This window comes from Bacillus cereus group sp. MYBK245-2, from assembly GCF_051916145.1.
Taxonomy (GTDB): Bacteria; Bacillota; Bacilli; order Bacillales; family Bacillaceae_G; genus Bacillus_A; species Bacillus_A pacificus.
In genome coordinates this window covers 118515-144059 of record NZ_JBQAGB010000006.1, presented here as the reverse complement: position 1 = coordinate 144059, position 25545 = coordinate 118515, and the positions used below count along the sequence as shown (strand labels likewise).

Below are 25545 nucleotides of genomic sequence, written 5' to 3'. Positions count from 1 at the left end.
TTTTCTCAACATTTTAACCTATATGAATGTAACTGAAACCGAGCCTAGTGAACCGAAGTCAGCTTGAATGCTATCTTTACTATTCACTGAGACTGCGCCAGATAACGCCCCTGGTAAAATTAACTCTCCTGCTTTTAATTCAATATTAAATTCATGTAGTTTATTAACTAGCCAAGCAATAGCTTGTGCAGGATGCCCTAATGCAGCAGCACCAGCCCCCGTGGCAATTAAACTATTATTTTTATAAAGTGTCATTCCAGTTGTACGTAAATCTACTTTATCGATGCTAGAAAATCTGTTCCCAATTACAACTTTTGCTGACGAGCCATTATCCGCTACTGTATCGACCAATTTTATTTTCCAATCGGAAATACGACTATCAATTATTTCAAGTGTAGGTACAACATACTTCGTTGCCATCAGTACATCAATATATGTAATATTAGGCCCTTTTAAATCTTTCTCTAAAACAAATCCTATTTCTGCTTCTATTTTCGGAGATACAAAAGAACTTATTGCGATTGTACTTCCATTTTCTATTTTCATGTCATCTAACAAATGTCCATAATCTGGTTCATTTACCCCAAGCATCTGCTGCATCGCAACACTCGTAAGTCCAACTTTCTTTCCGATTACATAACGCCCTTTCTCCAACTTTCTTTCTACTACTTCAAGTTGAATATTATATGCATCCTCAATAGATAAATTAGCATATCTCTCAGTAAAAGGAGGTATTCCTACACGTGAATCTTCAGCCTTTAATAGTTCATTAGCTAATTCTTTAATTAACAATTGCTCTCACCTCATTTTTAAAAATTTATATATATGTCCAATCCACTACATTGTAACTAGCCCCCACCCATCGACTTATTTTCATAAACATTAAATGAGGGCTCTTTGTAATTAAGTTAAAATATTATCCTTATAATTTCATCGTTACCGTTTTAGCTTCCGTATAAAATTCGAAACTATGACGCCCACCTTCTCTACCAATTCCACTTGCCTTCGAACCTCCAAATGGCGTACGTAAATCTCGGACATACCAGCAATTAATCCATAGTAAGCCTGAATCAATTTGTGAAACCACTCGTTGTGCTCGTCTAAGATTATTTGTCCAAACAACTCCAGCTAGTCCATAAATGGAATCATTCGCAATGCGAATTGCATCCTCCTCCGTTTTAAATGGAATAACAACTAGAACTGGACCAAATATCTCTTCCTGCGCTACACGCATACTGTTATCAACATCATATAGAATAGTAGGTTCATAAAAGTTTCCTTCTACTAGACTCTCTACTCTTTTTCCACCATAGGCTAATTTTGCCCCTTCTGAAGTTCCTATTTCTACATAACGATTAACTGTTTCTAAATGAGATTTTGATACAAGCGCTCCCATATCTGTCTCTTCAGAAAGAGGATCTCCAACTTTTATTCTTTTTACAGCCTCTACAAATTTCTCTAAAAACTGTTCATATACACTTTCTTGCACTAGTAATCTTGAACCAGCTAAACAAATTTCTCCTTGATTCCGATAAATAGCTTCAATTGAGCCTTGTACTGCTTCATCTAAATCCGCATCTTCAAATACGATATTCGCTGATTTACCTCCTAGTTCTAATGAAACAGGTATTAAGTTCTCTGATGCATTACGCATAATTGTCTTGCCTGTATTACTTTCTCCAACAAATGAAATTCTTCTAACAGCTGGATGTGTTGTCATTTTTGTCCCAACAGTATTTCCCGGACCTGTAATAATATTAAGTACACCTGGTGGTAGTCCTGCATCATTTGCAATTTCACCAAGCATAATTGCACTTAATGGAGTATAAGAGGCCGGTTTGACAACAACAGTATTACCAGAAGCAAGTGCCGCTGATGCTTTCCATGTCATTTGCATAAATGGCAAATTCCAAGGAATGATTAAACTTGTCACTCCCGCAGGAGCATACTTTGCATATGACATAAAATTATGTTTGTCATAGTGCTCGTGCACCATATATTTAGCCATTTCAGCAAAGAAGCGAAAATTATGAGCCGAACGTGGTATATCGAATCCTTTACTTTCTTTAATTGGCTTTCCCACATCCAGAGTTTCTATATAAGCTAGCTCATCCACTCTTTCCATAATCAAATCCGACATTTTGCATAAAATATTTGATCGCTCTTCCACAGGCATTTTACTCCAAATGCCGCTTTTAAATGTGCGTTCTGCCACATCAATTGCTCTTTTGGTGTCCTCTTCATTTGCCTTTGCAATAGATGCAAGCTTTCTATTCGTTGCTGGATTGAACGTATCAAACGTTTCACCACATACAGAATCCACATACTGTCCATCAATAAACAATTTCGCATCTTTCACTTTCAGTTTGTCCGCTAATAATTCTTTGTTCACCTTCTTTACCTCCTACTCCTCAATTTCTAAAACCATCTCAATTTCAATTGTTGTATTATTAGGTAACTGAGCCATACCGACTGCTGAACGAGCATGTTTCCCCTTTTCTCCAAATATATCTACTAATACATCCGATGCACCGTTCATTACTTTTGGCTGATTAATAAAGTCTTCCGTACTATTTACAAAACCAAGTATTTTTACAATTCGTTTTACCTTATTTAAATCACCTAGTTCATTTCTCACAACACTTAACAAATTCAACATCGATTGCCTTGCCGCTTTATACCCTTCATCAATTGAAATATCTTTTCCTAATTTCCCGTGATACTCATCTACACCTTGTCCAGCAGTAAATAATAAGTTACCTACTCTTACACAACTAACATAATTTCCAACTGCCGGGCGAATAGCTGGTAGTGTAATTCCCAACTCACTTAGTTTATCCTCAGGTGTTTGTACTCTCTGCATATGCTACACCTCGTTTTTTTATATCAATATTTAAAAATTCCGCAGCATTTCCCCCAAGCATTGCTGCTTTTTGTTCCTCTGATAAACTGGCTGTTTCATCAATCACTTTACCCGGATCAACTTCTCGCAATAAAAACGGATAATCTGAACCCATGAAAATTTTTTCATGTCCAAATCTTTCAATCATATATTTCAAATTAATAGGATCATAATTTAAAGAATCAAAATAAAATTTCTTTGCATAATAACTAGGAGGATGCGTAGTCAATCGTAAATGCGGCCATACTTTCCAGCCTTGATCTAACCTTGGCAAAATATATGGGAAAGAGCCGCCGCCATGCGCAAAACAAACCTTTAGCAGTGGAAACTTCTCCATTATTCCACTCCATACTAATGTAGCTGCCGCAAGTGCCGTTTCACTCGGCATCCCAACTGTATACATAAAATTATGATGTGGCATTCTATCACGCCCTAATGTTTCCCATGGATGAATAAAAATCGGAACTTGCCATTTTTCAGCCATTCGAAAAAATTCAATAAACGATGGGTCATCTAAATTTTTACCATTTACGTTTGTGCCAATTTCAATACCGTGTAAATGTAATTCCGTTATACAACGCTCCATTTCACGAATCGCAGTTTCTCCATCTTGCATCGGAACCGTTCCTAACCCTACAAAACGATCTGGATATGCTAAAACTGTTTCTGCAATAAAATCATTTTGAATACGTGCCATACTTTCGGCTTCCTCTGGTTTTGCCCAATACGAAAATGTAACAGGGATTGGTGATAGAACTTGAATATCAACACCTTCACGATCCATATCTTCAATTCTTTTCTTAGGACACCATACTTGGTCTGTCACGTCTCGAAAATTTTTACCTCCAACCATAATACTTGCACCACATGTACAAGTCCGATTTAATATCGGCCAACGACCGCCACCAAACTTCTCTTCAAAATCTGGAAAAGTTTCAGGAATAATATGTGTATGAAAATCTATTCGCACTTCCATTCCTCCACTTCCTCTGGCATAATATGACCGCAGTTTTTACACGCTCGAATTTCTTTATTTGAATTAAAACTATGAATTGCTTCTTTTACTTGTTTTTCAATATCACTTAATTGGACGCGTACACGATGCATTTCATGATTACACTCATCACAGAACCAAACGAAATCCTCAAGTTCTCCTTGGCTACGTTTTCTTTCAATTACGAGCCCATATGTGTTAGCAACGCGATGTGGTGAATGCGGTACCATAGCTGGGAGCATAAATACATCCCCTTCTTTTACTGTGACGACTTCCCGCTTCCCTTCTTCTGTAATACATTCCACATAACATTCACCTTTAATTTGATAGAAAAATTCATCTGAAGGATCTACGTGGAAATCACGTCTTCTATTTGGACCACCTAATATCATGGCGATAAACTCTGAATCTTGCCAAATAACTTTGTTATTTACTGGTGGTTTCAATAACTCCTTATTCTCATCAATCCATTTTAGTAAATTAAAAGATTGCAATGTTTTAGACATACTATTTCCTCCTTATAATTCCTTTTTATTTATATCGTTTTAAAAGACCAACCGAGTAAAGAACTAGACTTTTGCAAATCCCCATGATAGACATAATCTCTAATTCTCGTTGAAGATATTCGCTCACCTTCATCACAGCAAATATCTTTCACTATAGAAATATTGAAGTGCTCTCTTAGCAAATCTATATTGCCCTCCCGATTTTTTCCAAACTTAAAATCTTGGCCAACAAAAATTTCTACAGGGCTTAGTCTTTTTATATCTTGAATAAAACAACTCGCACTTTTTGTTATATAAGACCGATCAAACCGAATTACAATCACATGTTCAACACCAAGACTTTGAATACGTTTCACCTTCTCATCAATGGGTGTTAATACTTTCGCCCCTTGAAAGTATGAGCGTGGTGGTGGATCAAATGTATACACAACATTTGTTATCCTTAATACCTTTGCCTTCTCAACTGCATTTTTAATTACAGCTTGATGACCTTTATGCACACCATCAAATGCTCCAATTGAAACAATAGATTTCGTTAATTCAGGTATACACTGCTCATGTATATAAATGATACTCATCTCTTTTCTTCTAAAATTAAATTTCCAAATAACCAAATTCCTTGGAAATCAAATTTGCTGTATTCATCACACTTTGAATTATGATTTCACGATTACTTCCCTGCATATACGATATAGGTCCAACAATATTAAGCGCCGCAATAGTTCTCCCAGTATAAGATCGAATAGGAGCTGCAATTCCATATAGTCCATGCTCATTTTCGTTATCACTAATTGAATAACCTTGCTTACGAATTTTCTGTAACTCTGTTTGGAATTGTTTGACACATGTAATGGTATTGGGTGCTCGTCGTAAAAGCCCTTTTTCTGAAGTATATTCTAAAGGTGATGAATGAAATGAAAGCAGCACTTTCCCTGTGCTCGTACAATATGCAGGTTCTCTTGATCCAACATGTGTTGAAATTTGAACGGACTCCTTCGATGAAACTTTCAATATAAATACAACATCACCACGATCAAACATACCGATATGCACAGTACCGCTAAAATTTCTTACTAGCTCTTCAACAAGCGGAATTGCTCCACTATAAATCTCTTGCTGAAACATGACTTGATTTCCCCACTCTAACAACTTCCAACCTAATCTATATTTTCTTTGCTCATCTTGTATGAGCATTCCTTCTGCACACAACGTACGAACAAGATGGTGAACCGTACTTGCATTCATCTTTAGCTTTTCCGCTATTTCCGAATTACCTAGCACAGGCTCATCACTCGTGAAACAATTTAGAATTTTGCAAATTTTACTGATAGAAGCGATCAAATCATATACCTCCCCTATTCCAGTTACAGTTCTCAAGTTCTAGATATTGTTAAAATTATAAGAAGAATTACATCCTAACAGTAAAATTCTTTTTATCATCTATTGCTCCTTCCTCTTCCAAATAAAAATGTAAGCGCAAACATTTTTATTTAACTTAAGGCCCCTTCAGATGAACTCGATTGCAACGCATTGTTCACAAGTGAAAAAGTTTGTTGTTTTTTGTACGCATTATAAAACATTCCCATTTTACGCACCGGATCTCCAGAATAATAACGCTCATATTGTAATAATCGTTGCCCAAAAGCTTCACCGCATAAATCCCACGCTAATTTAAACAAGCGAACTCGTTCCTCAGAGGATACGCCTTCACGCCCGATATAATACTTTTGCATATCATCATGAATCTCGGGATTCATAAAATCAGCACCTGTCGGTGACATTAATAATCCACCAGCACCTATAGTTTGAATAATCTCAATAGCCCGCGGATACATTTTAGGTAATAAACTGCGGATCGTATCAAGCGGCAACCTCGCAGGAATAACTTCTCCATATGAATTCGTTTCATACTCATATTCAGCTACTTGCAGGAGAGCGCGTATCGTTTCGACATCTTGCATAAGCTCTGCTAACTGGTTTTGTACATTTAAAAACCCATCTACGCCAATCGAATCTGCTACTTTCATAGCTACTTCAGCTGCAAAAGATAGTTTTACTAACCCTCTTACTCCAGATTGATGGGCTGGTTGATGACCAATTCCGGTTTTAGGATACAATTGATTCCCAGCTTCCACACTTTGATAAATAAATACTTTATCCCACGGGATAAACACATTATGAAATACTAGTAATGCGTCCATTTCCTCAAACCTTGATGCAAGTGGATGATCAAATAAAGAACGTTTCCCATCTTGCATTGGCTCACGACATAAAATTCTTAGACCTGGTGCATCAATTGGAACTGCAAAAGAAATTGCATGACGTTCATCACCTGTTTTAAAGCTTGGATAGGAATATATTATTACCTCATCCGTAATCGGCGCCAGTGTCGCTAACATTTTAGCACCACTCACATACATCCCTTCCGCTGTTTCACTTACTACCCCTAAATGCATTGTTTCATCTTCTTGTTGATGGGAGGCCTTACTCCGATCATTTTGCGGATTAATAATTGCGTGTGTTAAAAACAAATCATTATCCCTTATATGTTTATAATAATTTTTTATATTCGCTCCCCATTCTGGATTAAACTTCTCAAAAAACCACGAATTACTTGCCATTGAAGTAACCGTTACATTTAAAAAATCAGGCGTTCTACCCATTAAACCATAAGTAGCTTTTGCCCATACTTCAAATAATTCACGGCGTGCCTTTAAGTCCTCATAATTTTTAGGAACTAAAAATGCATTTGATACTCTTTCCCCTGTCTCTTCGCATATATGAGTAATTTTATCTTGATATTCTGGATGGTGCTGCATATCATATAAATTCGCAATTTGTAAAATCGGTTCACGAAAAACATCTTCATTTACTACATCCGTTACTTTTCTCCCGCCAATCCAAATTTCAGGATTTCTTTTTCTCAATCCTTCAATATACTGTTCCCCTGTTCTAATGCCCATTCTTTTCCCTCCAATTTCCCATAATAATATACTAAAAAGTTTAGAAACACCATTAGATGACTGAATTTTCAATCATTATACCAATTTTATTTCTTACACATTCTCCTTGATTTCATATTATGAAATCTTAAAAATTTTTTAGCGAATATAAGTAAGGAACGGTTTCCCGTCCCTTACTCATTTAATTTATAAATTAAAACAATGATAAAAAATAAAAAGAGAAATGCCATCCCATTTCTCTTTTCACTCCTATTATTCTTTTGGTGTATCTGAAGAAGGTAATCTCTTCGCCTGTTTTTCTTTAAAAATTTCACCAATTGCCCCAAGAGTACCAAGTGTTTCAATTGCATTAGATGGAATAAAGACTTTATTTGCTGGCCCTTTCGCAACTTCAGCTAATGATTCAAATGATTTGTAAGCAAGTATACGCTCATCTAAATTTGCTTCACGAAGTAATTCAATTCGATTTTGTTCTGCTTTCGCAATTTCCTCAATCGCTCTTGCTTCCCCTTGCGCTTCTAATTCTTTTGCTTCTTTAATACCTTCCGCTTCTCGAATACGTGCTTCTTTATCCCCTTCAGCCATTAAGATTTTACTTTGCTTCTCCCCTTCAGCACGAAGGACTTTATCTTGTTTTGCAGCTTCAGCTTCTAAAATGATCGCACGTTTATTACGCTCTGCTTTCATTTGTTTTTCCATTGATGCTTGCACATCTTTCGGCGGATTAATATCGACAACTTCAACACGTTCAATGCGAACGCCCCATTTTTCTGTAGCTTCATCAAGTGCTAAGCGAATTTCTGTTGAAATTTTTTCACGACCAGATAACGTTTCATCCAGTTCCATTTTACCAATGATTTGACGCATCGTTGCTGAAGTAATGTTACGTACACCGTATTCATAGTTCGAAATACCATATGTCGCAAGTTCCGGTTCAACGACTTGATAGAAAATAATTGTATCAATTTCCACTTGTACATTATCTTTCGTAATTACCTTCTGCGGTGGTACATTCGTTTGTTGAATACGCAAGTCGTGATATACGCGAACGCGATCCACAATCGGAATTAATAAATTTAATCCCGGCTGCATAACACGCTGAAACTTACCAAATCTTTCAACGACTCCAACTTTTTGCTGTGGAATAATTTTGATTGTTAATGCGATAAATGTAACAACAATTAGTGCGAAAATAATCGTTAACGTTAATGCTACCATATTTATTCACTCTCCTTTTTTACTTGTAATATAGTACTATGCCTCTTTATAACAATAACTTTTTCTCCGGCATCAATTGGATCATCTGCAATAGCTGTCCAAGTATCTCCATCCACTTTCACAATGCCGTTCGCCTCGTTTGTAATCGCTTGCATAACAATCCCTTTTTTACCTGCAAGCATATCTACTGTATCAGTAAAACCTTTTGCTTCCCGAAAGTTTTTTGATATTCTTTTCGTAAAGAAAGTCAATGTTAAACTTACAATCGCACCAGCAACAACTTGTAACAGTAGTGCTTCAGGAACAAACAAAGCAATAAGACCTCCGACAACAGCTCCAATTCCAAGCCAAAGCATGTAAAATGTAATCGACAGCATTTCCGCAATAAATAAAATACCAGCTATTATAAACCAAATTACCCAAGCAGCCATATGCAACCCTCACTTTCTTTCTCATTTTCTATATGTATATGAAGAAAAGAATGGTTTATCCGCCCTTTCTCATACGTGGGCGCTTACTACGAGCTATTGTACATATTCACTGTTATAATGAGTATTATTAAAATACTATATTAATATATTCTTTATTATACATGAATTTCCCTTTCAAAAAGTGACAAAAAATTTAATTCTTTCAAAATTTATTTTTTAAATTATAATTATTATAACTACTTTCATATTTTCCCAGAAAGGTTGTGTGCTTATTGCAAAAACGTTCATTGACTTACTATTTAGGATCGAAAATATGCATTACTCTCGCTGACATCGTATACGTAATGATTATTACAACTCATATGTATATCACAACGAAATCAGCTACATTAACTGCTCTTTTTCCATTATTACAAGTTATAACTAATCTTATAGCAAATACATCTGCACCACTTATAATGAATCGTTTTCCATCTTATTCATTACTTTTTACACTGCAGTGGATAAAAACTGCTCTATTATTTTTATTAATGATATTATTCCCGATCCTTTCCACAAACATTGTAGTACTATTCATTTTCATTTTTTTCATTTCATTATGTAGTGGCTGGAGCGCTCCATTACTATACGGTATTCTTCCGCGCCTTACACCGAAAGAAAAATTAGTAAAAGTAAATAGCATTTTTTCCTTTTCCACACAAATTGCGCAAGCCGCTGCTTATTCATTTACAAGTGTTATTGTGCTTCTTATCGGTGCTTCTTCTACACTCATGATGAATAATATTTTGATGATTTTCGGATGTGTTGCACTACACTTTTCATTACGTTCCATACATACTGAACGAGTAATAGAGCCTTCTTCTTCAAAAGGTGATACTTTATTGGAAGGTTGGAAGCTCTTATTTCAAAACCCTTCTCTCCGTACTGTTACATGTATGGACTTAATTGAAACTTTTGCAGGGACGATATGGATCGGTGCTATTACGATGGCTTATGTAACAACTGTCCTTCATAAAGGAGAAGAATGGTGGGGATTTATTAATACAAGTTATTATGTTGGGACGTTAATTGGCGGTCTATTAGCGTGGAAAATGAGTACATACATTCAAAACAATTTAATACGCTCTATGGCGATAGGCTCACTTCTGTTTAGTATTCTTACATTTTTATATGGTATAACAAGTAGCGGATTTATTGCGCTGTTCCTATGCATTCTAATGGGCCCATGTTACCAAATTAGAGATATTTCTCAAACAACTGTTTTACAATCCAGCGTCGCTCCATCTTTATTATCAAAGATGTATACAGCTCACGGCGCTCTTCTCTCAACAGCTTCTGGCCTTTCTATGCTGAGTGTTGGTATTATTACCGATTTGTTCGGTGTTCGTACGATTTATATTCTCGCTTCAATCCTTATATTGTGCTCTGCTTGTTTATCATTTAACCTATTAAAATATGATAAGACAAAGCAAAAAAACATGTCACTTTAATGAACAAAATAAATAGGACAGGATTTCCTGCCCTATTTATTTATGATAAGTTAGGAGATTTCCGATGCTTTGTCGCTTGTTCAAAAGCGTATGCGAGTTTAATTAAAGTCCCCTCAGAAAAAGCAGTGCTTGCAAGCGTAATTCCAAATGGTCTCCCGTTATCCATATACCCCGCAGGTATTGCTATAGACGGATAACCTGCTTTCGCACATATAGTGGAGCCTATATAAGAAGGGAACAGAATTGCATCAAGATTATATTTTTCCATTGCAAAATCAATGCCTTGTTCTTGTGAAAAATATATATCTTCTAATCTTGCATTTAAATATTGTGGATTTCTTAACGTATTAGGAAAATCTTTTCTTCTTTCTAACTTAGTTTGTCCATATCTCAGAGCTCTTTCTGCTATGTTTTCATTAAACTCCATTAACTCTGAAATAGAATGTACTGGTATAGTAGAAGGCAATTTCGAAAGATAGTTATCTAAACTATGCTTTAATTCATAGAGCGATACACCCCAGCTCCATTCTCTATGAAAAGACGGAATATTAATATCCTCTACTACTGTCGCACCCTTACTACGTAATACTTCAATTGTTTCCTTAAACAATTTCTCATCATACTCACCAGATTCATAATAATCTTTTTGTGCGTTGTTATATACACCAATCTTTGTTCCATTTAAACCGTTAACATCCAGATACTTTGTATAATCATGTTCTGCTATCCCTTCACTTTTACGAGTAGCTACATCTCTCTCATCTATCCCAGTTAACCCCCCTAGTAAAATAGCGGCATCTGTTACTGTTCTAGCAAATGGGCCGGCTGTATCTTGCGAATATGTGAACGGAATAATACCTCTACGACTAATTAAACCGACAGTCGGTTTAATACCGACTACAGAGTTTTGAACAGCTGGACTCAAAATAGAACCATCTGTTTCTGTTCCAACTGATACTACTGTAAAGTTAGCAGCAACTGCTATGGCAGATCCTGTACTTGAGCCACCAACAAACATATCATCCTCACCCGTACCGTAAGGGTTTATTGTTTGCCCACCTCTCGCACTATATCCAGCCCACATTTCAAATGACATTGCATTTGCTAATTCTGTCATATTTGTTTTCCCTATTATCACTGCTCCTGCTTCTCGCAGCTTCGTAACGAGAAATGCATCTTCACTACTTATATTTTCTTCTAACGCAATCGTACCTGCACTTGTATGCATAGAGTCATTCGTTTCAATATTATCCTTAAGTAAAACCGGTATACCATGTAATGGACCTCTTATACCTTTAATCTTTCTTTCATAATCTAACGCTTCAGCAATAAAGATGGCATCTGGATTGATTTCTAAAATAGAATTAATTTCCGGTCCATCTTGATCATACTTTGCGATTCTATGAAGGTAATACATAACTAGTTCTTTTGAAGTTAACTTTCCATCTTCCATCGCTCTTTGTATATCATGAATTGTTAATTCTTTTTGTAGTAGTGTATTGAACTGAATCTCCATTTTCATTCTCCTTCTATAAACCTTTATTGATAGCATGTCTCTATTACTTTTTCATTTTCTCCGCTCCTCACATATACAACTACAATCCCTCTATAAGAATTCAACTTACCGATGTAAAAACCTTTTATTTCCTGAAAAATAAAAAAAGTCTGAAACGAATTAACTTCCGCTTCAGACTCTTTTATTATTTTACATATACCTCATCTAACAAATGTAAAAACTCACCTTGTTTCCCCGCTAATTCAGGGCATTTTGCAATATCAATCCATTCGTAGCAAAATACTAAGCCTTCATCTTCCTCACCGGCACTGACAATATGTTCCCAACTATCTTTTACATCTGTTAGTAATGTTACGTGGAAGAAATGACGTTTTTGATATTCCTTTTTTTCTTTCACATGTATGATGTAATCAGCTAGGAATCGTTCTATGCATAAATGACGTAACCCAGACTCTTCTTGTACTTCACGTAAAATCGCTGCTTCTAGCGTTTCCCCTTCGTCAACTGTTCCCCCTGGCACTTGTATACCAGCTTCAGGTATATCACGATGTTTAAAAACAAGCAGTTGCATAACTCCTTCTTTTTCTCTTGTCACATATGCGTGTACTTTTTTCTTATATAACACCGTCATAATCCTTCTCTCCCCTCAATTGTTCACTGCGCTACTTCTTCAAGTGTCAGTTGATTTTCATATAAATATGTAGCTTGTGGATTTCCCACATACCTCACGTGCCATGGTTCAAATCGATAGCCCGTAATCGATTCTTTCTCTTTTGTATATCGAATGACAAAACCAAATTTATGGGCATTTTCAGAAAGCCACTGCCCTTCTTTCGTTTCACCAAAAATTGTCTCTAACTGAAACCTAGCAGATTGTGATGTGATATCCATAGCTAGTCCAGTTTGATGTTCACTCGTTCCAGGAACTGCACTCGACATCGCTGTTTTTGCTTCTCCATCTTGTTTTTTATACATTGTATTTAACGCTTTTTGCCGATCAAAAGATCTAAATCCAGAGACTGCAAATAAGAAAACACGCTCCTTATCCGCTTGCTGAAACATTTCCTCAAGCGCACCGGCCGCCTCTTTTCTCATTTTTTTCTTTTCTTGATCACCTTCACTAGAGTAGCGCACTTTCGGAATAACTAAATCTGGCGGTCTATACCCATCTGGTAAACGCCTACTTTTATTCACAAGCACAAGCATTGAATTCGGATTACTAATTACCGCAATATCTCCATCCATATTCGCAATCGTTTCTTTCGCTTTCGGAAATATGTTATTTACATTCACCTCGCGCGCTTGCTTATCCTTATACATTTTATAATTGATTCCCGCTACTCCAACAATGAGTATCGCCGCTACGATACCAAGTAGTATCCATCTTTTTTTCATATAACGACCTCTTATTTTAATAATTTGGCCATTTCATACTCATCGATGTTCTCTCCATCGATAATAAGAGCAGCTCTTTTGACACCTTCCTTCTCAAATCCAGCTTTTTTATATAGTGCCTGAGCTCTTGTATTGTGGGCCATTACCGTTAATTCTAAACGCCATACATCATGTAATCTTGCCCACTTCTCGACCTCTTTAAACAATCTAGTCCCAATACCTTGCCCACTATACTCTTGCAAAATCCCAATTACAATACTTGCTACATGTCTCTTTCTTTGAATATGATTTCCATTCACTAAAATAAACCCTACTATTCTCTCTTCTTCAACTGCTACCAATATTGTTGCATATTTATTTTCTACAAAGCGCTGAATCATTTGCTCTTGTTGCTCGGCTGTGAATTTCCTTTCTCCTGGTTCATACAACATAAATTTTGTTTCTTCATCTAATTGCTTACTTAATTGCAAAAATGATGCTGCATCTTCTACTTTGATTTCCCTAATCACTTCAATCACCCTACCAATTTCATAATAAAAAGCTTTCCTTGTAAAAAGATTTTCTCTACTTTCCCGAAAATCCCTTTGTAAATCTCCCAGTATAATTTGACAAATTTCGATATTACTATAACATCGACAAATTATGTCTATTCTGTGACGCATCATTAATTACAAAAAAACGCAAGCATTACACTCACGTTTTTTCAGACTCTCGCATTCATTTCTGTTTCACTTTATCCATTCACTTTTTCTGCTTGCCAGAAATATTCACCAAACGCTTTAGCTAGCGCATCAATCGATCGATTTAGTTCTTCCTCTGTATTATCTACGCCACCAACTTCAATTAATATCGCTTGTCCTGACAAATCTTGATTGTAGACACCATTTCCTGTTTGAAATCCTTTTTGAATGACACCACGACTAACGCCTGGATATTTTTTACTAATCGTCTCATGTAAAGCCGTTGCTAATTGCAAGTTTTTTTCATAGTTTTTGTTACCTTTCCCTACTACAAACGCAAGCTTCGCATATGATTTATCACCGATTATTTTTGTCGTGACATTTTTCCGAGCACTATCACGATGTAAATCAAAGAAGTATTGTAATTCTTTATTGCCGGCCATTGCTTCTTGTACAATTTCCCGTGAGATTTTATAAGAACTATTACTATTTAACCCTTTACTAATCAACTTTTGACCAACATCAGTCTTGTCGTTAGTTGCTCCGATTCCTTCATTTGCTAATTGTTCACGAAATCGGTCGCCGACTATTGAAATATTCGTTACGGAACTTGTGGCTTTATTCGGATTTGGATCATTTGTTAAATTCAATAATGGCAAATAAGATTCCCAGCTATGCGAATGATAAATAAATGCAACTTGTCGTTTTCCTGTCGTTTGAGCTGGTTGCTTTTTCTCTTTATTCGTATCCGGCTTTTGAGCCTGTCCACCTTCTCCAGTCCGTTCTTTTACTACTTCTTCAAGTGGAACGCTCGACTCTATAGGCAAGTTAGAATAATTTGTTCCTTCCCCCGCAATAACAATTTCTGTATCGTACTTACCGAAACCAGGTAGCTCTTTGCCGACAAAACTGCGTACATCGTTAAAACGAATATTCGTAGCCATAGAAAAGAGAAACGAAGATATTGAAAAATCTTGATTTAAATTTCGATATTCCTGTGTAAAATAATGATTCTCTTTCCCAAGAACGTACATGTAACCATTCATTGATAACTCATTTAACCAATTATATAAATACGTTGACTTCGTCTCTTTCATAGAGGTTACCATCATACTAATAAGAAAAAAAGTCGCTAGTACTGTAGCAATAATAAATAATACTAACTTACGTACACTCGTGAATTTCACATAAAAAAAGCCTCGATTCATACTATCACCTCTCTATTTCAAGTTATGTACAAGCTCTAGAGAATAGACCGTCTAAATTCAGGCTATATTGTTAATGAGGTGAAATGAATTGAAACTACTAATAGGAACACTACCCGTTGTACTATCATTTATTTTTTATTGGCTTGCTAAGCATCCTACCATCCGTGTTGCGTTACATATTTCAGCATATCTAGCACTTTATGTACTCGGTACAATCATTTCTATTCATATATATGATGTTTTAATACAAGACTTAGTTTTTATGACAAGTATTCATGGGATTTTACTAAATCCATTTTTTCTTATATCAGGAGCGTATATAGGGATATACACTTTGTACCTACTTTTGTCCTACATTATTACAAATATAGAAAATGGAGCGTAATGAAATGCAACCACCGTTCATCTGTCATACATGCAAAAAAAGAATTACGCGAAAGAAAGATCTTATTACTACCACATGGTACTTCCGCTTTTATGTATTTCATAGTGATTGTTTTAAACGACAGCAAGTTTTTATCTCACGATTTATCCCTGTGAATACACTTATTAATTTCTTTCTTATTATATATGGGCTGATTGTTGGTAGCATTCTTATGACTGCAGAGCCATCTATCATTTGGCTTGTTTTCTTACTTCCAATTTTATATCGGTTTCTTTCCTATTATTATGTTGAACGCTTTTTCTCTAAATGAAAGTTAGACTTTCCTCTAGGAATACTTAAACATTCCCACTCATTTTCTTTTAACATTTTACCGATGTAAATCATTTGTCCAATATGCAAAGCATAATGAGAAATTTGTCTTTCAATTGCTTGCATGACAGTATGTGCTTCACCGCGAATATATACCGTCTGCAATAAATGTTCTGGCGTTAGCGCATTCATCGTTTTAAAAACATATTCCCAACCTTCATTCCATGCTGCGAGTACCTCTTTCTTAGAAGAATAACCACCTTCAAATTCAGCATCTCGGTTACGATCTATTTTTTCACCGTCAGATGTTAAAAAATCCGTCCATCTAGAACGCATATTACCGTGCAGATGCTTAATTATAATTGCTATGCTATTTGTTGCTTCATGAGAAGACCATTCAATCTGTTCATATGATAATTGTGAAAGCACCCGTTCCCCTTGTTTCTTTGTTGCTTCAAAATTCGAAATGGCACACTGTACGTATTCGCATCCAATATCCATGTTCCCCCGCCTTTACATTAACTAATTTTTGTTCCATTTGGTAATTCCATATTAGGCTGCAGTAATACAACATCACCCGCTTCAGGTACTCCTCCTAAAACAAGCACTTCTGATTTAAATCCAGCTACACGTTTTGGCGGGAAATTTACAACAGCAACGATTTGCTGACCGATTAAATCTTCTGGGTTATATCTCTTCGTAATTTGAGCACTTGACTGCTTCATTCCAAGCTCTCCAAAATCAATTTCTAGTTTAATCGCTGGAACTCTCGCTTCTTTAAATTCCTCTGCATGTGTTACAGTCCCAATCCGTAAATCCAAAGTTAAAAAATCTTCAAAATTAGCCATTTTATCACTCCTTTCATTTATTACTTAGACAAAACAAAAAAATCCCCTTTAAAAAAAGAAAGGCGCCTAAGCACCTTTCTTTTGTAGTTCACTTGATTCATTTGATTTATAGAAGAAGAAACCGAGGATCCCGCCAATACATGATGGGATTAACCATCCTATTCCTTCTTTATATAATGGTAACATTTGTAGTACGTTAGAAATCGCGTCAATTTTAATCTTCGCACTTTCTAAACCGTTAAAGAAACTAATTAACAACGCACCTAAAATAGCTCCAATATAAATGGTATTACGCTTCCCAATCCATTTATGGAAGTAAGAAAGTACAATTAATACGATTGCAACTGGATAAATGATCATTAATACTGGTAAAGTAACTGCGATTAATTGCGTTAAACCTAGGTTAGATACAATTAAACTAAATACACATACCATTGTTACAATCGTTTTATGCGAAAGTTTTGGGAATAAGTTTGTAAAGAAGCCAGCACAAGCTGATGTTAATCCAACAGAAGTTGTTAAACAAGCAAGTACAATAACAAGTCCTAATAAAATTTTACCACTTGTTCCATATAACTCATTTACAACATTCGTTAAAATAAGTCCACCATTCTCTGATACCCCAAGTGATGTACTTGTTGAACCAAGATAAGCAAGTGATAAATAGATTAACGTTAAACCAAGTACAGCGATAATACCTGATACTACTGTTATTTTTGCAATTTGATTACTCTCTTTTATTCCTTTAGAGCGGATAACTTGTACAACTACAATTCCAAATACAAGCGCACTAATTGCATCCATCGTTAAATATCCTTGAATAAATCCACCAAAGAAAGCATTTTCCTTGTATGCCTCTAGCGGTGCAGCTGGTTCTCCAATCGGATCAACAATTGCCTTTCCGACAATTACAGCAACAATTAATACTAACAATGGTGTAAGAAATTTCCCGAACCAATCCACTAATTTTGATGGATTTAAAGATAAATACCAAGTTATTCCGAAGAAAATTATAGTGAAAAGAAATAGCATGTACCATTCGGAAACTAATGCCTCTGATAAAAATGGCTTCATACCCATTTCAAATGAAACGGCTCCCGTACGCGGAATCGCGAAAAAAGGTCCAATCGCTAAATAACTAATCAATGGGAAAACAAACGCAAATATAGGGTGAACTCTAGAAGATAGCGCTTTCAAGTCCCCCTCTACAAACGCGACAGCTGTTACAGCTAATAGGGGTAATCCGACTCCCGTTACGAGGAATCCAATTGTAGCAACCCAAACATTCTCTCCAGCTTGTTGCCCTAAAACTGGTGGGAAAATTAAATTTCCTGCTCCTAAAAATAGTGCAAATAACATTAATCCAATTGCTACCGTATCACCTGGCCTTAAACGTCCCTTCATGCTTTTCATTTGCATAGCACTTTTTCATTGTTTATCTCTATTTTCACAATATGCTATGCATCCTCCTCTCTGTTCAAGCTGATAAAATATGCCCCTTACAAAGCAGTGTCTTTCTCCATAATTTCTCCAGTCCCCTTATTTTTACTCTAATTATTAATTTTTGATTTTTTTGAATTTTTAAATCATTAGAGTGGTATTGCGTGGAGTATAGTTGTCAGACCTCTTTGTTTTTATCACACATATAGTAACATATTTAGTTGAAAAATAAAAACATATTTTCAAATTGACTTTTTTGAAAATCAAAATTATCTACATTTTTTATTCTTTTGCACAAATATTGTTTCAGACTCACTTATTATCCTATCGTTATTTTCAAATAATTTTATACACGTAACATAACAAAAGCCATCCAACATAATTAGACGGCTTTTGCATATTATTCTATCGTTTCAACTTCACGTGGATTTTTCATCTCTTCCACATACACCACTCTAAATCCGTGATCTTCTAAATCTTTCAATAACGTCTCTAATTCACCATCGTTAAACTCTTCTCCTAATGTAAACATAATTCTACGAACTAATAAGGCATCGTTATCAAAAGTCATTAAACTTTGGATACCTGTATATTTTTTTAATACTGTCGATAATTTTTGAATAGCCCCATTATAATCTTGTGTCCCAATCATGACAGAATATTTACTAGAATGAACGCCCCAGGCATCTTCTAATAGCTCAAAAACCTTTTTATGCGTTAAAATCCCAAGAAAGACTCCTTTTTCATCAACTACTGATAAATAAGGTAATTTTTTTATTGTAAAAAATACTTTAAAGAACGAAGAATCTTCTCTGACATATCCTTCTTTATCGTTTAATAATCGTAATACATTTTCTTCCAGAGAACCTTTATATTCTAAAATATCTACTTTATATATATTCCCTAAATATTTCTCTTTTTTTTCATCTAAAACTGGTACACAACGATAACCAGTTTTATTTAAATGTTCTAGTGCTTCCCCTATCGTAATTGAACTTGAGCAAAATAAAACTTCCCTTTTCGGCACATAATTCCCTTTAATCCTCATAAACAGCCTCCTTATGTTAAAATACTTTCTGTGCCATAACTATATTATATTTTCAGAAAAAAATAAATGATTTATTTTATTTTTCTGAAAATTATTCATTTTCTTGTCATAATTTATTCACCTTTCATTCAATTCTATCCACTACAATACTAAACTTCTTTAAGAAAAATATATTGTAACTTACTCCGAAAAAAGCTAAAATAAGAATAAGAATTTTCTGAATATTCAAAGAGTAGGTGGTTACATGTCTTTATTGCGCTCACATATATATAAATTTATCGTTGGTGTTCTCATTATATTTATCATTAGTCCTATTCCAGCTTTATTCATTACACATAAATACTCATACATCACCGGCTTTATAAGCATTTTCCATAACTTCGCACAACTTTCTTCGATGACAATTCCAAAGATTGATTGGATGCACGAATCTATCTTTTTCTCAGCAAATCAGATGGTACATACTGCTAATCAATCAACACCGTTATTCCCTTACATGTGGGAAATATATTTTTTATCGATTGTTCGTTTTACCTTTACTCTTGCAATCGGATTCTTCATCAGCTTAGGGATTGGCCATTTATTTTTTAAAGCACCTCAATCGGTTAAAAAGTTCACTTCTTTATTAAGATGGATTCCTTATTCTTTATGTACTGTATTATTACAATGCGCAGTCTTATTACTACTCCTATACATCACAAAATTTATAAAGATTCCTTACTACTCATCTTTTATCATCGTTTGTAGTACTTCCATGATTATCGTTATGCAAGCAATAAAAAAATGGATTCCTTTCTTAAGTAATACAAATGAATATGAAATAAAACAAGCTTCTTTCCTTGTAGATACATTGTTTTTAGCGCTTACTTCGAATCATAAATCTATTTTAGGTTCCATTATTCTTTCATTCGTTTTTATGGAATGCGTTTTTCACGCAAGTGGACTATTGCAATTTATCGTTCAATTCGGCGGAAATGCACCTATTATTGTTACAATTAGCTTATTACTTTTGTATATCCCGTATTGTATACTCTCATTCCTTCAAACGCTATGGACGACAAACCACTTTAAACAACAATCATACGCTTTAACGAGAAGTATTCCAAAACCTTAATTTGAAATAACCCTCTAGAATCTGAAAGTAGAGGGTTATTCCTTTTGTATAGCGGACAAAATAACAGCAAATTCAAAAACCATTGCAGAAACATACCAATATTTACCCTTTTTCTTTGACTATTCTTTTCATTTGGATTTATTATAAAAGTATAACATAATTGCAGGAGGTGACATCTTTATTCCAAACGACGGAATAGAGAATACACTTGGACATATTAAATATTTTTCTCATCTTTATACTTATCCTTATTTCCGGCTTTTTCGTTGCATCAGAATTCGCTGTTGTAAAAGTACGAAAAAGTCGAATTGATCAGCTTGCAAATGAAGGAAATAAACAAGCCTTAGCTGCAAGAAGTGTCATATCCAATTTAGACGTTTATTTATCAGCTTGTCAGCTCGGGATTACAATTACTTCTTTAGGGCTTGGTTGGCTTGGTGAACCGACTGTGGAACATTTACTACGACCACTCTTTGAAAAAATTAATATTACTGGAACAATGGCAAATACTTTATCCTTTATTATTGCTTTTAGTGTGATTACATTTTTCCATGTTGTATTAGGTGAATTAGTTCCAAAGTCTTTTGCAATTCAAAAAGCAGAAGCAATCACACTTAAGTTTGCACGACCACTTATTTTATTTGATAAAATTATGTACCCGTTCATTTGGTTACTTAATAGTACTGCTATCTTTTTCACAAAACTACTCGGTTTAGAACCTGCGAAAGAAAATGAACTTGCCCATTCTGAAGAGGAACTACGACTCATTTTAGGTGAAAGTTTCAAAAGCGGCGAAATAAATCAAACCGAATATAAATATGTAAATAATATTTTTGAATTTGACGACCGAGTTGCGAAAGAAATTATGGTCCCTCGTACAGAAATGATTTGCTTATCTACTGAAAATACGTTAGAAGAAAATATGGATATCGTCGCAACTGAAAAGTATACACGCTACCCTATCATCGAAAAAGATAAAGATGATATTATCGGTATGATCAATACGAAAGAAGTATTTCATGATCAAACAAAAGGCATTCATAAGCCACTTGAATCTTACATACATCCAGTACTAACTGTATTTGAAACTGTTCCAATTCGCAAAACGTTAGTTCATCTACAAAAAAATCGCGTTCAGATGGCAATCGTTATGGATGAATATGGTGGTACTGCTGGACTTTTAACAATGGAAGATATTCTTGAAGAAATCATTGGGGAAATTCAAGATGAGTTTGATGCGGATGAATCACCTATGATTGAAAAGCGTACGCCTAAACTTACTGTTTTAGATGGAAAAGTACTTATTTCTGAAGTAAATGATATGTTTGGCTTACATATTGATGAGAGCGACTTAGATACAATCGGAGGCTGGCTATTATCGCAAGCCGTTGACGTAAATATTGAAGCTGGCTACTCCATCGAATATGCCGGTTTTCAATTTAAGGCATTAGAACTTGATGGACATCAAGTCAAAAAAATTGCTGTACATAAATTAGATATAAAAAAGGAGCTATAAAGTGACAGTATTATTAACAATCTGTATCATTGCCTGTTTCATTGTTTCATTTCTCGCCTTTATTTATCCTATCATTCCAGGCATCCTCGCTGTCTGGGCTGGATATTTCATTTACCATTTCGGTATAAATGGCGGAGAACTAACAACTTCCTTTTGGATTATTCAAGTCATTTTCACACTATTCATTTTCGTTGCTGATTTTATTGCAAATGGATATTTCTTAAAAAAATACGGAAGTTCTAAATGGGGAGAACGTGTCGGTATGATTTCTATCATCGTCGGATCTTTCTTTTTCCCACCATTCGGTTTAATTATCATACCGTTCTTATCCGTATTTATTACAGAACTCATGCATAAAAAAGCGCCAAAAGACGCCTTTCTAGTAGGAGTTGCTACTGTAGTTGGTTTTTTAAGCAGTACAGTAGCGAAAGCCATTCTCCAAATCATTATGATTATTATATTTGTATGTTATATCGTCTTTTAACCATCCCAATTTCGGGATGGTTTTTTAATAGGAAATACCTACTCGGCTATTCTCATATTTGTTTTCACTACACAGATTCCACGTAAATTGCGCTGTATCACCAACTGTTATTTTTGCTCCTCCTTCTGGTAATACATCTTTTTCAGTTCGATATATACCTGTCACATCACCGTCAATTAAATGCGTCGGACAAACGACCGTCCAGCATAAATTACTACTACTAAGTATCTTATATGCAGCTAAATGATCTTCTGCTGCTGTTGTCGACTTTCTCTTTGATTCCGTTGATTGAAAACGATATAAATTTAGATTTGTTCTTGCTTGTAAAATACCGGCTGTTCCTATTGTAATGATTTTACGAACTCCTTCTTCTTCCATTTTCTTTATAATTTGTGGCATACTCTTCGCTAACGTCCCATTTTGATCCGTTCCAAGTGCACTAATTACTATATCGCTTCCTTCTATCGCTTTCTTTATATCATTTTCATTTAATACATTACCTTCTATAACTCGTAATCTTTCATGATTTATTTCTACTCTACTTGAATCACGCGCTAATGCATTCACTTCTGCTGAATCTTTTAATGCTAATTTAATTATGTTTGAACCTACTCGCCCTGTTCCTCCCAATATACATACTTTCATTTGTTTTCCCCCTCTTTCATTCTTTCTCTATTTTTCAATAATCTCAATCAATTTACAACAAAAAAGCTTCCTCACATAAAAGAGAAAGCTCTATTATTACATTATTTCTTTTCTTTAGAATCCGTAGACTTCTCAGTTCCACTTGTTTCTTTATCCTTTTTATCCTCTTGTTGTGTTGTTGTATCGTCTTCTTTCTTCTTGTCCTCACCTTTACTACAACCTACCATTAATAAAGAACTTGCAAGCGCCATAGCAGTTAATGATTTAACCCATTTGTTCATTTGCGTTTCCTCCTTTTGATAGAATATGTACAATCCCATATTACTCTCTATTTTTAAAGGAAAGATTGAAAAATAGTAAATAAACGGTAAATATTTGTAAATTTTCTGATAATAGATATGTACATATAGTCATTTTTTCTCCACAAAAAGTAAAAAACTAAGGCGCCTATCTTTCCGCCTTAGTTTCTTATGCAAACTTCTCCTTTTCATATACATGTTTAATCTTATACTCTTTCTTCACGACATATTGCCATACACTATAGGCATAACGATTCATTTTCAGGAAGCAGTTTTCTAAAAACGAGCGAAATTCTGGATTTGCAACTTCAACTGCCACTTGAGCAAACTTTAACGCTAACCGTTTCAAATGCGAAATATAACAAGTTGCAATATAAATATCACCTGTATATTTACTATCAGTTTCCTTTTCCATTTCATGAAAATGAAATGAAATTGGTTCACAAGTTATATGCTGTACGTTCTCTCCTTCTTGAAAATTCACTTGTTCATTATATGCTTGCAACATATATGGTAAATGATGCTGTAATAGCTCCTTTAATTCTTCGTCTCTTACCTGTCCTGTATACTCCCCAACCTTATATATAAGCATATAACTATACCTCATCAATTCTTTCATACAATCCATGAAAGTGCCTCCCTACTTTTTGTCTATATGCTATAAATATGATGCTATAACATTTGCTATTCTTGCTAAAAACCAATCCCATTTACTAATTTTCTCAAAATCTTCTTCCGAAAATCTTTTTGATTTATGGAAGTCTTCTTTTAGTCGATCCCATACGTCAGCAACAACTGTTTTATCATATACGACACAATTAGATTCACAATTTAAATAAAAACTTCTATTATCAAAATTCGCTGTACCTATATCAACAATTTCTCCATCAATGATTGTTACTTTCCCATGAAAAAAACCATTCCGATATTGATAAATCTCCGCTCCAGCATGGTTCATCTCTCTCAAATACGGGTAGGCAGCTTGTTTTAACAATACTGCATCACTTTTAAATGGTACGAGAATTTTCACATTGACACCGCGGTTTAATGCACCTTTTAACTCTTTCATCATTTCTTTACTTGGTACAAAATATGGTGTAGCAATAATTAAAGACTTTTTAGCCTGCTTTAAAAGCGCTCCATATTTTTCCCATAACCCTTTTCCGTCTGAAAATAAATATTGATATTTTACATTCCCTATTGCAGGTAAACTTTCATGTACAGACATTTTTTCTCCCGTATCTTCTTTCCAGTCATCAGCGAATTTTCTTTCCATATCCGTGGCACCATTCCCCTTGACTCGTACATGATAATCACGCCATGGACCAAATTTCGGATCTTGTCCAAGGTATTCCTTTCCGATGTTAAAGCCGCCGATATATGATAATTTTCCGTCTATCGTAACAATTCGTCTATGATTTCGTTGATGCAACGAATAGAATATGTGTTTTAGTTTAGGCTTTTTACTAAACGTAAACTGGACACCATTGCTTTTTAGTTGACGAATTATCTTTTTCTTCAGCTTATATCCACCTATTCGATCGACTGACAATTTCACTTCTACTCCACTCGCTGCCTTTTTCTCAAGCAACTGCAAAAACTCTTTGCTTATTCCATCTTTACCTACAATATAAAAATGGATATATATGTATTTTTCCGCATTGCGTATATCCTCAAATAATTTTGTATATAATTCTTCACCGTTCGTATACAGTTGAAATTCACCCAATCGAACTTGTCCTAATTCATATTCACTAGCCATTTTTTTCCCCATTTCCACATCGATGTTCATCCAAATGAATACACCTATTACACAAAGGATTACAACGGAAAAGTGTTTCATGGATATTTTCCTTTCTCCACTTACTGTTATTTCTATATCTTCCCTTTTTTAATACAATATCATTCAAGAAAATATGTCATTGCATGATATATGTCCATATCAAACGATAGCTCATTTGCATATTGTATGTTGTATCTTAAAATAAAAGGAGGAAATAACAATGGGCTTCGCACATGGTAATGGATTCGCGCTATTAGTCGTATTATTTATCCTCTTAATCATCGTCGGTGCTGCTTGCTTCTGCTAAGTAGTTACAGTCATATGATATGTGGATGAAAAAACTATAAAAGCGGACACCTATTGTTAGGTGT

The 25545-nt window shown here is 35.0% G+C and carries 30 protein-coding genes; 7 read left to right on the top strand and 23 right to left on the bottom strand.

Annotation, left to right across the window (positions count from 1 at the left end):
- Nucleotides 1-18: 18 nt before the first annotated feature.
- The 10 genes from ACTFRN_RS12800 to ACTFRN_RS12755 form a co-directional block, all read right to left on the bottom strand.
- Nucleotides 19-792, bottom strand: a complete 774-nt coding sequence (locus ACTFRN_RS12800) for a 2-keto-4-pentenoate hydratase (RefSeq protein WP_000905639.1) — start codon at nt 790-792, stop codon at nt 19-21.
- A 130-nt stretch (nt 793-922) separates the two neighbouring features.
- Complete coding sequence (locus ACTFRN_RS12795) at nt 923-2392, bottom strand: aldehyde dehydrogenase (protein WP_074567844.1); 1470 nt, start codon at nt 2390-2392, stop codon at nt 923-925.
- A gap of 12 nt (nt 2393-2404) precedes the next feature.
- On the bottom strand, nt 2405-2863 hold the full coding sequence (locus tag ACTFRN_RS12790; protein WP_001190048.1) for a RidA family protein: 459 nt from the start codon (nt 2861-2863) through the stop codon (nt 2405-2407).
- A complete protein-coding gene (locus ACTFRN_RS12785; RefSeq protein ID WP_000453802.1) occupies nt 2841-3878 on the bottom strand; it encodes an amidohydrolase family protein in 1038 nt (345 codons plus the stop codon). Before ACTFRN_RS12785 ends, ACTFRN_RS12790 begins: the two co-directional genes overlap by 23 nt.
- Nucleotides 3863-4402: a 3-hydroxyanthranilate 3,4-dioxygenase gene (gene nbaC, locus ACTFRN_RS12780; protein WP_000047733.1), complete on the bottom strand. Its 540-nt coding sequence runs from the start codon at nt 4400-4402 to the stop codon at nt 3863-3865. Before nbaC ends, ACTFRN_RS12785 begins: the two co-directional genes overlap by 16 nt.
- 29 nt (nt 4403-4431) lie before the next feature.
- The gene (locus ACTFRN_RS12775; protein WP_000022933.1) at nt 4432-4980 is read right to left on the bottom strand and encodes an FAD synthetase family protein; all 549 of its coding nucleotides are present in this window, start codon (nt 4978-4980) and stop codon (nt 4432-4434) included.
- A 16-nt stretch (nt 4981-4996) separates the two neighbouring features.
- Nucleotides 4997-5743 carry an IclR family transcriptional regulator gene (locus tag ACTFRN_RS12770; RefSeq protein ID WP_000561972.1) on the bottom strand — a complete coding sequence of 249 codons (747 nt, stop codon included), beginning with the start codon at nt 5741-5743 and terminating at the stop codon, nt 4997-4999.
- A 149-nt stretch (nt 5744-5892) separates the two neighbouring features.
- A complete protein-coding gene (locus ACTFRN_RS12765) occupies nt 5893-7365 on the bottom strand; it encodes a 4-hydroxyphenylacetate 3-hydroxylase family protein (RefSeq protein WP_074567843.1) in 1473 nt (490 codons plus the stop codon).
- Between the two features lie 252 nt (nt 7366-7617).
- Nucleotides 7618-8583, bottom strand: coding sequence for an SPFH domain-containing protein (locus ACTFRN_RS12760; RefSeq protein ID WP_014893804.1), 966 nt, complete (start codon nt 8581-8583; stop codon nt 7618-7620).
- Nucleotides 8584-8585: 2 nt separating this feature from the next.
- A complete protein-coding gene (locus ACTFRN_RS12755; protein WP_000741991.1) occupies nt 8586-9014 on the bottom strand; it encodes an NfeD family protein in 429 nt (142 codons plus the stop codon).
- 263 nt (nt 9015-9277) lie between these two features.
- On the opposite strand from ACTFRN_RS12755, the gene ACTFRN_RS12750 reads away from it, so the two are divergent.
- Nucleotides 9278-10504 carry an MFS transporter gene (locus tag ACTFRN_RS12750; protein ID WP_074567842.1) on the top strand — a complete coding sequence of 409 codons (1227 nt, stop codon included), beginning with the start codon at nt 9278-9280 and terminating at the stop codon, nt 10502-10504.
- 40 nt (nt 10505-10544) lie between these two features.
- Here ACTFRN_RS12750 and ACTFRN_RS12745 read toward each other — a convergent pair whose 3' ends face one another.
- The 5 genes from ACTFRN_RS12745 to spoIIP all read right to left on the bottom strand — a co-directional run bounded on the left by ACTFRN_RS12745 (nt 10545) and on the right by spoIIP (nt 15303).
- A complete protein-coding gene (locus ACTFRN_RS12745) occupies nt 10545-12020 on the bottom strand; it encodes an amidase family protein (protein WP_074567841.1) in 1476 nt (491 codons plus the stop codon).
- Nucleotides 12021-12204: 184 nt separating this feature from the next.
- On the bottom strand, nt 12205-12651 hold the full coding sequence (locus ACTFRN_RS12740; RefSeq protein WP_000217585.1) for an NUDIX hydrolase: 447 nt from the start codon (nt 12649-12651) through the stop codon (nt 12205-12207).
- A 23-nt stretch (nt 12652-12674) separates the two neighbouring features.
- Nucleotides 12675-13415, bottom strand: coding sequence for a M15 family metallopeptidase (locus ACTFRN_RS12735; RefSeq protein ID WP_000747658.1), 741 nt, complete (start codon nt 13413-13415; stop codon nt 12675-12677).
- Between the two features lie 11 nt (nt 13416-13426).
- Complete coding sequence (locus ACTFRN_RS12730) at nt 13427-13924, bottom strand: GNAT family N-acetyltransferase (protein WP_000617584.1); 498 nt, start codon at nt 13922-13924, stop codon at nt 13427-13429.
- A gap of 224 nt (nt 13925-14148) precedes the next feature.
- Nucleotides 14149-15303, bottom strand: a complete 1155-nt coding sequence (gene spoIIP / locus ACTFRN_RS12725; RefSeq protein WP_001079295.1) for a stage II sporulation protein SpoIIP — start codon at nt 15301-15303, stop codon at nt 14149-14151.
- An 88-nt stretch (nt 15304-15391) separates the two neighbouring features.
- On the opposite strand from spoIIP, the gene ACTFRN_RS12720 reads away from it, so the two are divergent.
- Both ACTFRN_RS12720 and ACTFRN_RS12715 read left to right on the top strand, forming a co-directional pair.
- Nucleotides 15392-15688 (top strand): hypothetical protein, encoded by a 297-nt coding sequence (locus ACTFRN_RS12720; protein ID WP_000770751.1) that lies wholly within the window; start codon nt 15392-15394, stop codon nt 15686-15688.
- A 4-nt stretch (nt 15689-15692) separates the two neighbouring features.
- Complete coding sequence (locus ACTFRN_RS12715) at nt 15693-15998, top strand: hypothetical protein (protein WP_033677760.1); 306 nt, start codon at nt 15693-15695, stop codon at nt 15996-15998.
- On the opposite strand, the gene ACTFRN_RS12710 is transcribed toward ACTFRN_RS12715, so the two are convergent.
- The 4 genes from ACTFRN_RS12710 to cbpA all read right to left on the bottom strand — a co-directional run bounded on the left by ACTFRN_RS12710 (nt 15971) and on the right by cbpA (nt 19333).
- Nucleotides 15971-16498, bottom strand: a complete 528-nt coding sequence (locus ACTFRN_RS12710; protein ID WP_014893806.1) for a DUF1572 domain-containing protein — start codon at nt 16496-16498, stop codon at nt 15971-15973. The two genes, ACTFRN_RS12715 and ACTFRN_RS12710, sit on opposite strands and share 28 nt — an antisense overlap.
- A gap of 17 nt (nt 16499-16515) precedes the next feature.
- Nucleotides 16516-16845, bottom strand: coding sequence for a chaperone CsaA (csaA, locus tag ACTFRN_RS12705; protein WP_001263033.1), 330 nt, complete (start codon nt 16843-16845; stop codon nt 16516-16518).
- 66 nt (nt 16846-16911) lie between these two features.
- A complete protein-coding gene (gene brnQ4 / locus ACTFRN_RS12700; RefSeq protein WP_073569329.1) occupies nt 16912-18249 on the bottom strand; it encodes a branched-chain amino acid transport system II carrier protein BrnQ4 in 1338 nt (445 codons plus the stop codon).
- Nucleotides 18250-18685: 436 nt separating this feature from the next.
- The gene (gene cbpA, locus ACTFRN_RS12695) at nt 18686-19333 is read right to left on the bottom strand and encodes a cyclic di-AMP binding protein CbpA (protein WP_049113683.1); all 648 of its coding nucleotides are present in this window, start codon (nt 19331-19333) and stop codon (nt 18686-18688) included.
- 244 nt (nt 19334-19577) lie between these two features.
- On the opposite strand from cbpA, the gene ACTFRN_RS12690 reads away from it, so the two are divergent.
- The 3 genes from ACTFRN_RS12690 to ACTFRN_RS12680 all read left to right on the top strand — a co-directional run bounded on the left by ACTFRN_RS12690 (nt 19578) and on the right by ACTFRN_RS12680 (nt 22447).
- Nucleotides 19578-20447 carry a hypothetical protein gene (locus ACTFRN_RS12690; protein ID WP_000055298.1) on the top strand — a complete coding sequence of 290 codons (870 nt, stop codon included), beginning with the start codon at nt 19578-19580 and terminating at the stop codon, nt 20445-20447.
- A gap of 208 nt (nt 20448-20655) precedes the next feature.
- On the top strand, nt 20656-21963 hold the full coding sequence (locus ACTFRN_RS12685; RefSeq protein WP_000353720.1) for a hemolysin family protein: 1308 nt from the start codon (nt 20656-20658) through the stop codon (nt 21961-21963).
- A gap of 1 nt (nt 21964) precedes the next feature.
- Nucleotides 21965-22447 (top strand): DUF456 domain-containing protein, encoded by a 483-nt coding sequence (locus tag ACTFRN_RS12680; RefSeq protein WP_000217327.1) that lies wholly within the window; start codon nt 21965-21967, stop codon nt 22445-22447.
- A 24-nt stretch (nt 22448-22471) separates the two neighbouring features.
- On the opposite strand, the gene ACTFRN_RS12675 is transcribed toward ACTFRN_RS12680, so the two are convergent.
- The 4 genes from ACTFRN_RS12675 to cls all read right to left on the bottom strand — a co-directional run bounded on the left by ACTFRN_RS12675 (nt 22472) and on the right by cls (nt 25234).
- Nucleotides 22472-23092 (bottom strand): NAD(P)-dependent oxidoreductase, encoded by a 621-nt coding sequence (locus ACTFRN_RS12675; RefSeq protein ID WP_014893809.1) that lies wholly within the window; start codon nt 23090-23092, stop codon nt 22472-22474.
- Nucleotides 23093-23193: 101 nt separating this feature from the next.
- Nucleotides 23194-23373 carry a hypothetical protein gene (locus tag ACTFRN_RS12670; protein ID WP_001045960.1) on the bottom strand — a complete coding sequence of 60 codons (180 nt, stop codon included), beginning with the start codon at nt 23371-23373 and terminating at the stop codon, nt 23194-23196.
- Between the two features lie 187 nt (nt 23374-23560).
- Nucleotides 23561-24019, bottom strand: a complete 459-nt coding sequence (locus tag ACTFRN_RS12665) for a spore coat protein (protein ID WP_000340557.1) — start codon at nt 24017-24019, stop codon at nt 23561-23563.
- 30 nt (nt 24020-24049) lie between these two features.
- Nucleotides 24050-25234: a cardiolipin synthase gene (gene cls, locus ACTFRN_RS12660; RefSeq protein WP_000680263.1), complete on the bottom strand. Its 1185-nt coding sequence runs from the start codon at nt 25232-25234 to the stop codon at nt 24050-24052.
- 160 nt (nt 25235-25394) lie between these two features.
- Between cls and ACTFRN_RS12655 the strand changes: the two genes are divergently transcribed.
- The gene (locus tag ACTFRN_RS12655; protein ID WP_000505094.1) at nt 25395-25481 is read left to right on the top strand and encodes a YjcZ family sporulation protein; all 87 of its coding nucleotides are present in this window, start codon (nt 25395-25397) and stop codon (nt 25479-25481) included.
- Nucleotides 25482-25545: the final 64 nt, after the last annotated feature.

What these genes read in the sequence shown, in the direction of transcription:
- ACTFRN_RS12670 (WP_001045960.1), bottom strand. Translation starts at nt 23,373, where the DNA reads ATGAACAAATGGGTTAAATCATTAACTGCTATGGCGCTTGCAAGTTCT.
- ACTFRN_RS12690 (WP_000055298.1), top strand. Translation starts at nt 19,578, where the DNA reads ATGTCTTTATTGCGCTCACATATATATAAATTTATCGTTGGTGTTCTC.
- ACTFRN_RS12785 (WP_000453802.1), bottom strand. Translation starts at nt 3,878, where the DNA reads ATGGAAGTGCGAATAGATTTTCATACACATATTATTCCTGAAACTTTT.
- ACTFRN_RS12655 (WP_000505094.1), top strand. Translation starts at nt 25,395, where the DNA reads ATGGGCTTCGCACATGGTAATGGATTCGCGCTATTAGTCGTATTATTT.
- ACTFRN_RS12740 (WP_000217585.1), bottom strand. Translation starts at nt 12,651, where the DNA reads ATGACGGTGTTATATAAGAAAAAAGTACACGCATATGTGACAAGAGAA.
- ACTFRN_RS12710 (WP_014893806.1), bottom strand. Translation starts at nt 16,498, where the DNA reads ATGGATATTGGATGCGAATACGTACAGTGTGCCATTTCGAATTTTGAA.
- ACTFRN_RS12745 (WP_074567841.1), bottom strand. Translation starts at nt 12,020, where the DNA reads ATGGAGATTCAGTTCAATACACTACTACAAAAAGAATTAACAATTCAT.
- ACTFRN_RS12715 (WP_033677760.1), top strand. Translation starts at nt 15,693, where the DNA reads ATGCAACCACCGTTCATCTGTCATACATGCAAAAAAAGAATTACGCGA.
- brnQ4 (WP_073569329.1), bottom strand. Translation starts at nt 18,249, where the DNA reads ATGAAGGGACGTTTAAGGCCAGGTGATACGGTAGCAATTGGATTAATG.
- cbpA (WP_049113683.1), bottom strand. Translation starts at nt 19,333, where the DNA reads ATGAGGATTAAAGGGAATTATGTGCCGAAAAGGGAAGTTTTATTTTGC.
- ACTFRN_RS12765 (WP_074567843.1), bottom strand. Translation starts at nt 7,365, where the DNA reads ATGGGCATTAGAACAGGGGAACAGTATATTGAAGGATTGAGAAAAAGA.
- cls (WP_000680263.1), bottom strand. Translation starts at nt 25,234, where the DNA reads ATGAAACACTTTTCCGTTGTAATCCTTTGTGTAATAGGTGTATTCATT.
- ACTFRN_RS12775 (WP_000022933.1), bottom strand. Translation starts at nt 4,980, where the DNA reads ATGAGTATCATTTATATACATGAGCAGTGTATACCTGAATTAACGAAA.
- ACTFRN_RS12735 (WP_000747658.1), bottom strand. Translation starts at nt 13,415, where the DNA reads ATGAAAAAAAGATGGATACTACTTGGTATCGTAGCGGCGATACTCATT.
- ACTFRN_RS12665 (WP_000340557.1), bottom strand. Translation starts at nt 24,019, where the DNA reads ATGGATTGTATGAAAGAATTGATGAGGTATAGTTATATGCTTATATAT.
- spoIIP (WP_001079295.1), bottom strand. Translation starts at nt 15,303, where the DNA reads ATGAATCGAGGCTTTTTTTATGTGAAATTCACGAGTGTACGTAAGTTA.
- csaA (WP_001263033.1), bottom strand. Translation starts at nt 16,845, where the DNA reads ATGGCTAATTTTGAAGATTTTTTAACTTTGGATTTACGGATTGGGACT.
- ACTFRN_RS12675 (WP_014893809.1), bottom strand. Translation starts at nt 23,092, where the DNA reads ATGAAAGTATGTATATTGGGAGGAACAGGGCGAGTAGGTTCAAACATA.
- nbaC (WP_000047733.1), bottom strand. Translation starts at nt 4,402, where the DNA reads ATGTCTAAAACATTGCAATCTTTTAATTTACTAAAATGGATTGATGAG.
- ACTFRN_RS12755 (WP_000741991.1), bottom strand. Translation starts at nt 9,014, where the DNA reads ATGGCTGCTTGGGTAATTTGGTTTATAATAGCTGGTATTTTATTTATT.
- ACTFRN_RS12760 (WP_014893804.1), bottom strand. Translation starts at nt 8,583, where the DNA reads ATGGTAGCATTAACGTTAACGATTATTTTCGCACTAATTGTTGTTACA.
- ACTFRN_RS12790 (WP_001190048.1), bottom strand. Translation starts at nt 2,863, where the DNA reads ATGCAGAGAGTACAAACACCTGAGGATAAACTAAGTGAGTTGGGAATT.